Origin of the sequence: Streptomyces sp. NPDC021012 (assembly GCF_044333355.1) — a bacterium.
GTDB lineage: Bacteria > Actinomycetota > Actinomycetes > Streptomycetales > Streptomycetaceae > Streptomyces.
The window spans coordinates 246732-260015 of record NZ_JBIRQU010000001.1 but is presented as its reverse complement, the minus strand read 5'-3'; the positions used below and the strand labels follow the sequence as shown (position 1 = coordinate 260015).

Here is a 13284-nt window from a genome sequence, read left to right as displayed (position 1 = left end):
GCTTCTGGATCCAACATCCTGGATCCACGGTCCGGATCCAGGATGTTGGATCCGGGATACAAGCTGCGGACCCTGGATCCTGGATCCGTGATCCGGGCTACGGATTCCGCGCCTCCGCCTCCAACCGCAGCGCCTCCTCCATCACCGCCTTCGCGATCGGCGCCGCGCTGCCGCCCCCGCTGATGTCGGTACGGGAGGCCTCCGCGTCCTCGACGACGACGGCGACCGCGACCGCGGGCTGGGCCGCGTCGTCGGCCTGGGCCCAGGCGATGAACCAGGCGTACGGGGTGCCGGTGTTGCCGAAGCCGTGCTGGGCGGTGCCGGTCTTGCCGCCGACGCGGGCGCCGGGGATGGCCGCGTTGGTGCCGGTGCCCTCCTCAACGGCCCGGACCATCAGGCGCTGGAGCTGCATGGCCGTCGCGGGGTTCATGGCCTGGCGGTAGCTGCGGCGGGCGGTGCGGTCCACGGTGGTGCCGCCGGAGGTGGTGGTGCGGTCGACGAGGTAGGGGTAGGCGATCTCCCCGTTGTTGGCGACGGCCGCCGCGACCAGGGCCATCTGGAGCGGGGTCGCCGTCGTGTCGAACTGGCCGATCGACGACAGGGCCAGCTGGTCCGGGCTCATCCGGCGGTCGAAGTTGGACTTCGCCACCCAGGAGGGCACCCGGAGCGCCGTGTCGTTGAAGCCGAAGCGTTCCGCCGCGTCGACCATCCCGTCCAGGCCCACCTTCACCCCGAGCCCGGCCATCACGGTGTTGCAGGACCACTGGATCGCGGCAGCGAGGGAGGCGTCGCCGCAGCCCGTGGCCTCGTTCGGCAGCACCTGGCGGGTGCCGGGCAGGACGAACGGGTCGGGGGTGTCGGTCGGCGCCTCCGGGTCCCGCACCACCCCCGCGTCCAGCGCCGCGGCGGCCGTCACGATCTTGAAGGTGGAGCCCGGCGGGTAGGTCTGCCGCAGCGCCCGGTTCAGCATCGGCTGGTTGGGGGAGGTGGTGAGGCGCCGCCAGGCGTCCTTGACCCCCTGCCCCGTACCGGAGAGCATCCCCGGGTCGTACGAGGGGGAGCTGACGAGCGCCAGGATCCGGCCGCTCGACGGCTCGACCGCGACGACCGCGCCCCGCTTCCCGTCGAGCCCCCGGAAGGCGGCCTCCTGGAGGGGGGCGCGGATGGTGGTCACCACGTCGCCGCCGGGCTGCCGGCCGCGGGTGAGGTCGTTCCAGAGGGGGAGCGGCGCCAGCTTCGGGTCGGTGCCGGCGAGGATGCCGTCCTCGGCGTGTTCGACGAGCGTCGTGCCGTACGTCTGGGAGGCGTAGCCGGTCAGCGGCGCGTACAGCGGCCCCTGCCGGTAGGTCCGTTCCCAGCGCAGCTGCTGTCCGCTGTCCCGGGAGCCGGTCACGGGCTTGCCGTCGACGACGATCTCGCCGCGCGGCTTCGCGTACCGGTCGATCGCGATCCGCCGGTTGGCCGGGTTGTCGTCGAGGGAGTCGGCCTCGAAGACCATCACGCGGGCGGCGTTGACGAGCAGCGCCACCAGGAGGACGAGGCAGAGCGCCGCGGCGCGCCGGATGTACCGGATCAACGGACCTCCCGGATCCTGGCGAGTTCCCCGGTGTCGGCGGCGTCCGGCTGGGGGGCGCGGGCCGAGTCGCTGACCCGGATGAGGAGCGCGACGATCACCCAGTTGGTCACCACGGAGGAGCCGCCCTGCGCCAGGAACGGCATCGCCATGCCGGTCAGCGGGATGAGCCCCATCACCCCGCCCGCGATCACGAAGACCTGGAGCGCCACGATCGAGGCGAGGCCGATGGCGAGCAGTCGCCCGAAGGGGTCGCGCAGCGAGAGGCCGGCGCGGTAGCCGCGGGCGACGAGCAGCGCGTACAGCAGGAAGAGCGCGGTGAGGCCGACGAGCCCCAGCTCCTCGCCGGCCGTCGCCAGGATGAAGTCGGACTTGGTGGCGAAGCCGATGAGGACGGAGTGGCCGAGGCCGAGCCCGGTGCCGAGCATCCCCCCGGCGGCGAAGGCGAACAGCGACTGGGCGAGCTGCCCGGGACCGTCTCCGGCCCGGATCGAGGCGAAGGGGTCGAGCCAGTCCTGGACCCTGCTGTGCACGTGGGGTTCGAGCGAGCCGACGAGGAAGGCGCCCGCGGAGGCCAGGACGAGACCGACCGCGATCCAGCCGGTCCGGCCGGTCGCCACGTACAGCATGATCACGAAGAGGCCGAAGAAGAGCAGCGAGGTGCCCAGGTCGCGTTCCAGGACGAGGACGCCGACGCTCAGCAGCCAGATCGCCACGATCGGCCCGAGGACGCGGCCCGTCGGGAACTGGAACTTCCAGATCCGGCGGCCGGTGTAAGCGAGCGCGTTGCGGTTGGCGGCGAGGTACGCGGCGAAGAAGACGGCGAGCAGGATCTTGGCGAACTCGCCCGGCTGGAAGGAGAACCCGCCGAGCCTGATCCAGATCTTGGCGCCGTTCACCGCGGGGAAGAAGATCGGCAGGATCATCAGGCCGAGCGCGGCGGCCACCGACACGTACGCGTACCCCTGGAGCGTCCGGTGGTCGCGGAGCAGCAGGACGACCACGATGAACAGCGCCACCCCGAGCGTCGACCAGACCAGCTGCGTCGTCGCCGCCTGGTCCTTCGGCGTCTCCAGGTCGAGGCGGTAGATGAGTACGAGGCCGAGGCCGTTGAGGAGGACGGCGATCGGCAGCAGCAGGGGATCGGCGTAGGGGGCGCGGAAGCGGACCGCGAGATGGGCGAGGAGCGCGAGCAGCCCGAGCCCGGCCCCGTAGCGGGCGGCGTCGGGAGGGACGGCGCCGCTGCGGGCGAGGCCGACCTCCGCGTAGCCGAGGACGGAGATCAGGACCGCGCCGATCAGGAGCGACAGCTCCACGCCGCGCCGCTTCGGGACACGGATGCCGGGCGGGGGCGCGTCCGGGCTCCGGGGCCGTGGTGCGGGTGCGGTCATGGTCCGCAACGTAGCAAGCGGTATGCCCTATGTCCCTTTTGTGTGACGGTGTGCCGTCACTCCTCGGATCCGGGGGCGTCGAGCCGTACGTACTCCGGCAGCCGCAGCCGGGCCTCCGCGCCCCCGTCCGGGGCGGTCGCGAAGACCAGTTCGGCGCCGATCACCTCCGCCTGGCCCACCGCGATGGTCAGCCCGAGGCCGTGCCCCTTGCCGCCGCTCTCGGTGCGGAACCGCTGCGGCCCCGACTCCAGGAGGTACGCCGGATACCCCGGCCCGTGGTCCCGTACGGACACCACCGGGCCGTCCACCGTCACCACCACCGGCGGCGCCCCGTGCCGGTGCGCGTTGGCCACCAGATTGCCGAGGACCCGCTCCACGCGCCGCCGGTCCGTCTCCACCGTGGCGTCCCGGACGATCCGCACCTCCGTGGCGGTGCCCGAGGCGCGCACCACCCGCTCGGCGAGCGGCCCGAGTTCGTGCACCGCCAGGTCCACGGTCTCGGTGCGGGCGTCGAGCCGCGAGATCTCCAGGAGGTCCTCGGTGAGTCCGCGCATCGCCCGCACCCTGTCCCGTACGAGTTCCGAGGGCCGCCCCTCCGGCAGCAGCTCGGCCGCCGCCGAGAGCCCGGTCAGCGGGGTCCGCAGCTCGTGCGCCACGTCGGCGGTGAACCGCTGCTCGGTCTGCAGCTTGCGCTGGAGCGAGGAGGCCATGGTGTCGAGCGCCCCGGAGACGGTGGCCACCTCGTCCTGGGGCCGGGTCGGGTCCTTCGTACGGGGATCGTCCACGCGCGCGTCGAGGTCGCCGGCGCTGATCCGGCGGGCCACCTGCGCGGTGAGGTGCAGCCGGCGGGTGACCCGGGTGACGGCGAAGGCGCCCACGAGCAGGGTCACCCCGATCGCCAGGACGGAGGAGCCGAGGATCGAGCGGTCGAGCGCGTCGATCGTCTCGGCGCTCTGGGTGTAGTCGAGGCGTACGGCGAGGGCGTGGCCGTCCGCCGGGCCCGCCGCCCACATCGTCGGCCGGCCCTGGTGCTCCGCGACCACCGTGCCGCGCTCCCCGCGCAGGGCGAGCGCCCGCAGCGAGGGCGGCAGCCCGGCAGGGTCCACGCCGGCGAACCGGGGGAGCGGCTCGCCCGCCTCGTACAGCCCGGTGACCTCGGTGAGCCGCGCCAGGGCCTTGTCCCGGGAGTCGCTCACGGTCTGCCCGGTCACCGAGACGTGCACGAGCGCGCCGAGCAGCGCGGCGAGCGCGCAGCACATCACCGCGATGAACAGCGCGGCCTTCGAGGTCAGCGTCGCGGTCCAGGCGGGCCGCCGGGGCGCCCTCACGGCGTCGCCTCCGGGGGGAGCGGTACGGGCCGTGCCGGGGCGGCCTCCGGGAGGGGCGGCACGGGCTTCACCGGGCCCGTCTCCGACGGGAGGAGCGGTACGGGGCTCGCCGGGGTCGCCTCAGGGAGGGGCGGTGCGGGCTGTGCCGGGGTCGGCTCCGGGAGGGGCGGTGCGGGCTGTGCCGGGGTGGCCTCCGGTGGGAGCGGTGCGGGCCTCACGGCGTCGCCTCCGGGAGTGTGGGTGCGGGTGCGTTCGTCGGGGTCGGCGTGGGGCTCACCAGGCGGGGGGCGGGGACCGTCGAGGGTCCGGTGCCGGGCGGCTTCACCCGGACGATCTCGTCCCGGGTGGGCAGCATGCTGCGCTGCTGCTCGTCCCAGGTCCAGGCGGTCCGGTACTCGTACCCCGGGATGCCGGCCGAACCGACCCGCAGGATCAGGGCCCGGCCCGCCAGCTCCACGCTGATGACCTGGTCGACGGTGGACATGATCCGGGTGAGTCCGCCGTTCTCGGCGAGATAGACCCGCACCCCGACCTGCTGGTCCGGCATCCGGATCCCGACGATCAGCTCGTCCCGGCCGTTGCCGGTGAGGTCGCGGTAGTACGGCCGCAGGACCGGGCAGGCCGCCGGCGCCGTGCCGCAGGCCTCGATCGCCCGGGCGGTCACCTGGTACAGGCCGTCCGGGCCCGTGTACGTGTCGGGGTGGGCGCGTACCTCGGCCTGGACGACCGCCACCGCGTCGACGGAGTGCACGTCGTTGTCGGGGACCTCGACGCCGGGGACGCGCTGGGTGTCGGACTCGCCGTAGTCGATCGGCGGGTTCGTGGCGGGCGGCAGGTCGGGCCAGAGCCGTACGGGCCCCACGGCGGTGGGCGTGGGACCGGCGCTCTTGAGCGCGCCCTCGCGGCCCCCGCAGCCGGTGAGCGCGAGCGCGAGGCCGAGGACGCACAGGACGCCGCCGGCGGCGCTCCGGACTCCGCGCGGTCTCACGCTGCTCCTGCTCCTCGGTCGGTGGGGGTCGGGCTCCCTGTAGACCTTATGCGGAGTGAAGTCCTTTTTGTCTCATCGGCTGATGATCGCCGCCCTCGGAGGGGCCCGGACAGGCCCGGACAGGCCCTAGAACGTCCCCCGCTCCATCCGCGCCAGCGCCGCCCGGCACAGGGTCAGCAGCTTCTCGTCGAGGTGGATGTCATGGCTGCCCGAGCCGTCCTCGCGCGCGTTGTGACGGCGCCTGCGGGTCAGCTCGGTGAGGATCACCAGCTGCGCGCCCGAGGCCGCCGGGCCCATCTCCGCCAGGCACTCCGCGATGTCCACGCGCGCGTGCCGGTTCTCCTCCCAGGCCGCGAGCAGCACCGGGAGCGAGTCCGCGGCCTCGCCGGACACCCGCCACAGCGCCGCGGCGCTGCGGACCCGCACCCACAGGTCCCGCGAGGCCAGACCGGGCCGGAGGGCCGGGGCCAGCGCGGCCGCCGCCGGGCCGATCTCGCCGAGGGCCCGCGCGGCGGCGCACCAGTCCGCGCCCGACGCGTCCGGCCGGAGCCACCGCTCCAGGGCCGGCAGCACGTCCCCGCGATCCCCCTCGGCCGCCCACAGGGCCCGGGCCGCCGTCGTGGCCACCGCGGCCGACTCGGCGGCCAGCAGTCTTCGCATGTCCGGCACGGCCTCCGCGGCGGCGGGCCCGAAGGCCGCCAGGGTCCGCAGGGCGGCCTCCCGCACCCAGTCGCGCCGGTTGGCGGGCGCCCCGCGCAGCACCCGCAGCACCTCCGGGACGGCCTGCCCGCCCCGTACGGACGCCAGCGCGTACAGCAGCGGCGCCGCCCGGTCGTACAGCCGCTCGTCGAGCTCGACCTCGGCGAGCCTGCGCCGCAGCAGCGGGGCGAGCATCGCCGCCGAAGGCCCGAGCCCGTCCATCGCGTACAGCAGCTCGCGCCGCACCTCGGGCTCCTCCAGGGCCCGGGCCAGCAGCGGAACCGCCCGCGTGTCCCCGGCCCTGGCCAGCGCGAGCAGCGCCCCGTCCCGCCCGGACCGCCCGACGAAGGCATGCCCGGAACAGGGGGTCGCACTGAGCCCGGAGGCCGCGAGGCCGGGCGCGGCCGCGTCGCCCGGACCGGCCGGGACACCCGGACCGGCCGCGTCGCCCGGACCAGCCGCGTCGCCCGGACCGGCCGGGACACCCGAGCCCGCTGCGCCGCCGGGCGCGGTGGAGGCGCCCGGATCGGCTGGGCCGCCCGGGTCGGCAGAGGCGCCCAGCTCGGTCGCGTCGCCCGGCGCGGTGGAGGCGCCCGGCCCCGTCGCGTCGCCCGTCCCGCCGGAGGCGCAGGCCCCCGCGGCGGCGTCGGGGCCCGGTGTCACGGCCAGGCGGGCCGCGAGCGCGTCGGCGGCGGGTGCACCCAGTTCGAAGAGCCGTTCGAGCAGGGAGGTGGCGGCGTCCCGGAGACGTGGCTCGGGGTCCCGGAGCTGCGCGCCGACGAGCCGGACGACCTCCTCGTACCGCCCGCGCCAGACCCGTATCAGACCGCCGCACAACCAGATCGCGTCCGAACGCTGCCCCCAGTCCGGGCTGCGCAGCTGCGCGAGGATCAGCGCGATCCGGTCGTCGACCCGGTCGTCGAGCGCGGCATGCAGGGTCCGCAGCAGCTCCTCGGTCCACGGGGCCGGCCGCCCGGCGGCGTGCTCCTCCAGGAGCTCGCGGACCTGCCCGATGAGGGTCGGCGTCGCGGCCCGCTCCGTACCGGGGGCGTCCGGACGGTTCGCCGAGGTCCTGATCTCCTCCAGGAGTCCGGTCACCCACGGCACCACGTCGTCCGGGATGTCGGCGGGCGCGCAGCGCGCCCGCTGGACGAGCGCCGCGAGCCGGAGTCCGGGGTCGTGGGCGGCGCGGGCGAGCCAGCCGAGCCATTCGACGGTCTCGGCGTGCAGCGAGGCGTGCCGCAGGGCGATCCGCCCGACGGCGGCCACCAGGGTGAGCCGCACCTCGGTGTCCCGCTCGACGGTGAGCCGCTCCCGCAGCAGGGTCAGCACCCGGGCGGGCTCGGGGTGCAGCGAGGCGAGCGCGCAGGGCGCGGCGAGCCGCACCTCGGGGTCGGGGTCCGAGACGAGCCCGAGGAAGACGTCGGCCCCGGCGGCGATGGCGGCGGCGGCCATCGCGTAGTTGGCGGCGGGGATGGACTCCTCGTCGTCGACGCCGAGTTCGTCCAGTTCCTCGTCGTCGTCGAGCTCGATCCCGCCGATGCTGGTGAGCAGCTCGATGATGCAGCCCCGGTCCTGGACGTCGGGGTCGGCGACGAGTTCGAGGAGGAAGGGGATGCAGGCGAGCGTCGAGTCGTAGACGTCGCCCTGGTGGTGCACGGCGCCGTACATGCCGTCGAGGGCGGTCTCGCGCTCCGCGGGGTCGGCGGAGGCGAGTCCGCGGAGCAGCTCCGGCACGTCGTCCGCGGGGCCGTACGCATGCCCCAGCGAGGCCCAGTCGACCTCCTCGATCCCCGTCAGCATTGCCGGCCGCCTTCCCCGTGAGCGCTGTGCCAGGCAGCAAGTGTGCACCACGGGAGGGGCAACAAAGCCGAACCGGCGGCACCTGTCGCGCGGGGGGCGTCCGTTGCGGCCTCTTTCCGCCATGTACGGTACGGAGCAAGGCAGTTGCGCTCGGTGCCCGAACGCCCGATACGTCGACGCCGGGTGAAGCGCGGGTGGCCGCCCCGCGCCCCGGAGGCCGCCCCCGCCCCTCCCGTCCCTCCTCTCACCCCTCCGACCGCCCCCGGACGGGCGAGGTCGCCCCGCGACCTGACGCGGTTCGACCGGGGGTGGTCGGGGCAAGGTGATCGGGGTGCGGCGGGCCGGTGAGCCGGCCTCCCGCGGGGCCGGAGGGTAGCCTGCCCGTCGTCCGTCCCGGGGGAGCAAAGGCCCCGTACCGCTCCAGACGTGGCGCGATGTCACCCATCAGGGGGCGGCCCTTCGGGAGGGCCTCGCGGGCGTACGGCCCGAGCCCCAACTCCCTTGAAGTGCCGGCAAGTAGCTCAATCAATCGCAAACACCCCAAACCGCCCGGCGATCCCTCCGGGAGGCTTGGTTCTGCCCGAATCTGGGCAGAGGGGAACGCGATCCTCCCCTAACTCGCCGCATAACGAACAGAGTTATCTGTCCTTCGGACAACAGCTGGTCAAATCCTTGTTGCAGACCTGTCAAACAGACTCTTTCGCTGGCACTCTCACACCCGCAACACCCACCCCCACAACCCCCCGCTTTTCAGCGAAGGAGCCCGCGTGACCCGCCAGCAGTCCTCGCACCGCCGTACCACCGCCCGCGCCGCCGCCCTGCTCGCCTCGGCCGCCATGGTGGTCGTCGGTGTCCAGACCGGATCCGCCAACGCCGACGCCCAGCGCGAGGCCGGCGCCACGGCGCTCAAGCTGACCGGTGCCCAGCGTGCCGCCGCCATCCACGAGGCGCAGGGCGAGGCCGCCGCCACCGCCCAGGCCATCGGCCTGGCCGCCCAGGAGAAGCTGGTCGTCCGCGATGTCGTCAAGGACGCGGACGGCACCGTGCACACGCGCTACGAGCGCACCTACCAGGGCCTCCCGGTCCTCGGCGGCGACCTCGTCGTCCACCAGAAGAAGTCGGGCGCCCGCTCCACCACCAAGGCGACCTCGGCCCGCATATCCGTGGCGACCACGACGGCCGCCGTCTCGTCCGCCACCGCCGGCAAGGCGGCCCTCGCCTCCGCCGCCGACACGAACGAGAAGGTCGCTTCCGCCCGCAAGGTGATCTGGGCGGCCACCGGCAAGCCGGTCCTCGCCTGGGAGACGTACGTCACCGGCGTCCAGAAGGACGGCACCCCGAGCCGCCGCCAGGTCGTCACCGACGCCACCACCGGCAAGGAGCTCTCCTCCGTCGAGACGATCGAGACCGGCATCGGCAACACGATGTACTCCGGTCAGGTCGCCCTCGGCAGCTCGGGCTCCGGCACGTTCACCCTCAACGACGCCGCGCGCGGCGGCCACAAGACGTACGACCTGAACGGCGGCACGTCCGGCCAGGGCACGCTCTTCACCAACTCCACGGACACGTGGGGCAACGGCCTCGCCTCCAACCGCGAGACCGCGGCCGCCGACGCCCACTACGGTGCGGCCGTCACCTGGGACTTCTACAAGAACGAGCTCGGCCGCCTCGGCATCCGCGGCGACGGCGTCGCCGCGTACTCCCGCGTCCACTACGGCAGCGCGTACGTGAACGCGTTCTGGGACGACTCCTGCTTCTGCATGACGTACGGCGACGGCATCAGCAACACCCACCCGCTCACGTCCCTCGACGTGGCCGGCCACGAGATGTCCCACGGCCTGACCTCCTCCACCGCGAACCTCCGCTACAGCGGCGAGTCCGGCGGCCTGAACGAGGCGACCTCCGACATCCTCGGCACCTCGGTCGAGTGGTACGCCAACAACGCCTCCGACACCGGTGACTACCTCATCGGCGAGGAGATCGACATCAACGGCAACGGCACGCCGCTCCGTTACATGGACAAGCCCAGCAAGGACGGCAGCTCCGCCGACTACTGGTCGAAGACGGTCGGCCGCCTCAACGTCCACTACTCCTCGGGCCCGGCCAACCACTTCTTCTACCTGCTGTCCGAGGGCAGCGGCACGAAGACGATCAACGGCGTCACCTACAGCTCGCCGACCTACGACGGCTCCACGGTCACCGGCATCGGCCGCCAGGCCGCGTACAAGATCTGGTACAAGGCCCTCACCACCTACATGACCTCCACCACGGGCTACGCCGGCGCCCGCACGGCCACCCTCTCGGCCGCCGCGGACCTCTACGGCACCGGCAGCACCCAGTACAACGCGGTCGCCAAGGCCTGGACCGCGATCAACGTCAAGTAACCCCCGGGTCCCGCAAGGGGAAGACCCCGTCCGCAGTGTTCCCACTGCGGGCGGGGTCTTCCTGCGTACCGCCGCCGGCGGCCGGTCAGCCGACGATGGCGACCGGGGCGTCCCAGGCGTTGCGGTCGACGGTGATGGTGTACCCGCCGCGGGTCTCCCTGCTGTTGGCCTTGTACTGGTGGCCGCGGCTGTGGCCGGTGTACAGCCTCGGGTCCCAGGGCCAGTCCCCGGTGGTGGTCTCCCGGCCGTTCCACAGGGCGTACCAGAGGTTGCCCGGCAGGTCGGTGCGGTTGCTCGCGGTGGCGATCGCCTTGGCGCTGGAGCTGCTGAAGCCGTAGAGGCCGGCGCGGTAGGTCTTGGCGCGCAGGGTCCTGGTGAAGGAGCGCACATAGGTGAGGGTGGCGTCGTTGCAGGCCTTGTCGGCGACGTCGTACGACTCCATGTTGAGGTAGACCGGGCTGCCGGGCTTCATGCCGAGCGCCGCGGCCTTGGCGACCGCGTCACCGGCGTCGGCTGCACCGACCGAGGCGGCGGTGGCCGCGGTGAACCGTTCCTTGCTGAGGCTCTTCTGGCAGAACGGCTGGGCACCGACGTACAGGGGGATCACCCGCCAACCGAGCGTGTCGACCGACTTCACCCAGGACCGGGTCAGGTTCGGCTGGGCGCAGCCCCGGTTCCTCCCGCCGATGTAGACGGCGACCCCGCCGTAGTAGGCGTCCTTCTTCCAGGCCTTCATCGCCGTGAGCGAGGGCGCCGTACAGGCGTCGAACGCCCGGCCCGTGTAGGTCTTCTGCGCCGGCCACACCGTGGCCGCCGTCGAGGTCTGCGCCGCCACCCCCGCACCCGCCACGACGACGACCCCCGTCGCCCCCATGGCGATGTAACGGCCCTTCCTCGACATCCGATGCTTCGGCAATTCCCCACCCCACACGCGATCAGCCCCCGACCCTCCGGAGCCCGCCCAGCCTATGCAGCGCCACTCTCCCCCCACCGCCCGGCCCTGCCCGCACATGCAACAAGACCCCGTGTCCAGCGTTTCCGCTGATCACGGGGTCTGTGTGGCACTTCTGCGAAGTGCCCCCGGCAGGATTCGAACCTGCGCACACGGCTCCGGAGGCCGTTGCTCTATCCCCTGAGCTACGGGGGCTTTCGTCGCGCTTGGTGGCGACGGGTAGAACCCTACCAGCTCTCCGGGGGTGGCTGTGAACAGGTATTTCCGGGGCGTCACCGGGGGGTGGGTCCCCCGCACGGGTCAGAAGTGGGCAAAACCCGGACGGGGGGCTTCGGGGCGGCCTACTCTCGTTCGTGTGTCAGGCGTGTCCGGTCGGGTGCTCGTTGTCGATGACAACAAGGTGATCCGCCAGTTGATCAGGGTCAATCTCGAACTCGAGGGGTTCGAGGTCGTGACCGCGGCCGATGGTGCCGAGTGTCTGGATGTCGTGCATCAGGTCTGTCCTGATGTCGTCACCCTGGACGTCGTCATGCCCCGCTTGGACGGGATCAAGACCGCCGAGCGGCTGCGGGCCGACCCGCGGACCAGCCATCTGCCGGTGGCGATCATCAGCGCCTGCGGCGAGCACGAGGTGGGCGGGGCCCCCTCCGGTGTCGACGCCTTCCTCGCCAAGCCCTTCGAACCCTCGGACCTCGTCCGTGTGGTCCGGCAGTTGATGCACCGTGAGCGGCGGGAGCGTCCTGACGCGGCCGGGCATGACGGGGGAGAGGAGCCGGCCGCAGTCGACGGAACGCAGGAGCGGGACGTCCGGCGCGAGGACTCCCGGCCTCAGGGCGTCCGGTGTGAAGACCCCTGGTCCCAGGGCGTCCGGTGTGAAGACCCCCGGTCCCAGGACGTTCGCCGTGAAGACCTTCGGCCCCAGGGGGACCGTCGCGAAGATCATCGGTCCCAGGACGTTCGCCGTGAAGGCCCCCGGTCCCAGGGGCCCCGCCCCCAAGACGCCCGACCGCAGGATTCCCGGTCCGGAGGGGGTCGTCAGCAGCAGGAATCCCGGGTGGGGGGCTCTCGGCCGGAGGACGTTCGGCAGGAGGGGGCGGGGCGGGCTCGGAGTGGGCGGGGGGTGGGCTGAGGGGGGTGCCCGCATGGCGAAACCGGTTCGCGTTCTGACCCCCCTCCTCCCCTAGGCTTGTCCCGTGACCCCCGCGGACCTCTCCCTCACCGTGCAGCACGCCGTGCGCCGTGCGGTCGATGACGGTGCGCTGCGGGTCGAGGTCCCTCCGAGGGTCAAGGTGGAGCGGGCGAGGCCCGGGGGGACCGGGGAGTACGCCAGTAGCGTCGCGCTCAGTCTCGCCAGGCCCGCGGGGCGCAGTGCGCTCGATGTGGCCGGGGTTCTCAAGGAGCGGCTCCAGGGAGCCCCCGGGATCCTGGCCGTGGACATCACCGGGCCCGGCTTCCTGAACTTCACCCTGCGTCGTGACGCCGGCGGCGACCTCGTACGGGCGATTCGTGCCGCCGGAGTCGCGTACGGGCACGGTGACGCGCTCGCCGGGACCGTCGTGCGGTTCGCCGAGCCGGCGGAGGAGCGGGCCGGGATCGTCACCGAGGTCGTGCTCCGGCTGCTCCTCGGTCAAGGGGCCGACGCCGGGTTCGGCGGGGACGAGCGGATCCACGTACGGGGCGGGGCGTACGAGCCCGGGACCCTCGGGGTCGACGCCGCGCGGTGGGCGCTGCTGCGGGCCGCTCCGCATGATCGTGTCCTCGACGGTCCGCCCCTTCTCGTCCAGCACGAGCGCAACTCCCTCTTCCGTGTCCGGTACGCCCACGCGCGGGTCCGGCGGCTGCTCGTCAACGGGCTGCAGCTCGGCTTCGCCCCCTCGTACGAGACCGACATCCACGCTCCCGAGCTTCTCGGCGTCCTCGGCGACCACCCCGTCGTCCTCCTCGCCGCCGCCCGCCACCGCGCCCCCGACCGGGTCGCCCGGCACCTGGAAGCCACCGCCGACGCGCTGCTCGCGTTCCAGCACACCGTTCTGCCGCTCGGCGGCGAGAAACCCTCGGCCGCCCACCGGTCCCGGCTCGCGCTCGCCGAAGCCGCCGGGACGGTGCTCGCCGGTGGCCTCGCCCTGCTCGGCATCAGCGCACCCGACCAGATCTGAAAGACGCAGA

General features: G+C 73.3%; 9 protein-coding genes and 1 tRNA gene. 3 read left to right on the top strand and 7 right to left on the bottom strand.

All coding sequences use genetic code 11. The annotated features are described in order from the left end of the window. Window positions 1–97: 97 nt before the first annotated feature. The 5 genes from ACH4TP_RS01160 to ACH4TP_RS01140 all read right to left on the bottom strand — a co-directional run bounded on the left by ACH4TP_RS01160 (window position 98) and on the right by ACH4TP_RS01140 (window position 7782). Window positions 98–1576 (bottom strand): penicillin-binding transpeptidase domain-containing protein, encoded by a 1479-nt coding sequence (locus tag ACH4TP_RS01160; protein ID WP_398435133.1) that lies wholly within the window; start codon window positions 1574–1576, stop codon window positions 98–100. After that, window positions 1573–2964 carry an FtsW/RodA/SpoVE family cell cycle protein gene (locus ACH4TP_RS01155; protein ID WP_398189147.1) on the bottom strand — a complete coding sequence of 464 codons (1392 nt, stop codon included), beginning with the start codon at window positions 2962–2964 and terminating at the stop codon, window positions 1573–1575. The genes ACH4TP_RS01160 and ACH4TP_RS01155 overlap by 4 nt, the downstream gene beginning before the upstream one ends. 56 nt (window positions 2965–3020) lie before the next feature. Next, a complete protein-coding gene (locus ACH4TP_RS01150; protein ID WP_398435131.1) occupies window positions 3021–4292 on the bottom strand; it encodes an ATP-binding protein in 1272 nt (423 codons plus the stop codon). 214 nt (window positions 4293–4506) lie between these two features. Continuing rightward, window positions 4507–5280, bottom strand: a complete 774-nt coding sequence (locus tag ACH4TP_RS01145; RefSeq protein ID WP_398435130.1) for a hypothetical protein — start codon at window positions 5278–5280, stop codon at window positions 4507–4509. A gap of 126 nt (window positions 5281–5406) precedes the next feature. Continuing rightward, window positions 5407–7782 (bottom strand): PBS lyase, encoded by a 2376-nt coding sequence (locus ACH4TP_RS01140; protein WP_398435129.1) that lies wholly within the window; start codon window positions 7780–7782, stop codon window positions 5407–5409. 767 nt (window positions 7783–8549) lie between these two features. Here ACH4TP_RS01140 and ACH4TP_RS01135 point away from each other — a divergent pair. Beyond that, window positions 8550–10166 carry a M4 family metallopeptidase gene (locus tag ACH4TP_RS01135; protein WP_398435127.1) on the top strand — a complete coding sequence of 539 codons (1617 nt, stop codon included), beginning with the start codon at window positions 8550–8552 and terminating at the stop codon, window positions 10164–10166. An 85-nt stretch (window positions 10167–10251) separates the two neighbouring features. Here the strand turns inward: ACH4TP_RS01135 and ACH4TP_RS01130 are convergent, their stop codons facing one another. Continuing rightward, window positions 10252–11082 carry a glycoside hydrolase domain-containing protein gene (locus ACH4TP_RS01130; protein ID WP_398435125.1) on the bottom strand — a complete coding sequence of 277 codons (831 nt, stop codon included), beginning with the start codon at window positions 11080–11082 and terminating at the stop codon, window positions 10252–10254. Between the two features lie 159 nt (window positions 11083–11241). After that, a tRNA-Arg gene (locus ACH4TP_RS01125) sits at window positions 11242–11313 on the bottom strand. Between the two features lie 49 nt (window positions 11314–11362). On the opposite strand from ACH4TP_RS01125, the gene ACH4TP_RS01120 reads away from it, so the two are divergent. Both ACH4TP_RS01120 and nrtL read left to right on the top strand, forming a co-directional pair. Then, complete coding sequence (locus ACH4TP_RS01120) at window positions 11363–12247, top strand: response regulator (RefSeq protein WP_398435123.1); 885 nt, start codon at window positions 11363–11365, stop codon at window positions 12245–12247. Window positions 12248–12311: 64 nt separating this feature from the next. Continuing rightward, window positions 12312–13274 carry an ArgS-related anticodon-binding protein NrtL gene (gene nrtL, locus ACH4TP_RS01115; protein ID WP_398189128.1) on the top strand — a complete coding sequence of 321 codons (963 nt, stop codon included), beginning with the start codon at window positions 12312–12314 and terminating at the stop codon, window positions 13272–13274. Window positions 13275–13284 lie beyond the last annotated feature (10 nt).

Bases quoted from the DNA above. Each gene is read 5' to 3' on its own strand.
- ACH4TP_RS01140 (WP_398435129.1), bottom strand. From the start codon at position 7,782: ATGCTGACGGGGATCGAGGAGGTCGACTGGGCCTCGCTGGGGCATGCG.
- ACH4TP_RS01155 (WP_398189147.1), bottom strand. From the start codon at position 2,964: ATGACCGCACCCGCACCACGGCCCCGGAGCCCGGACGCGCCCCCGCCC.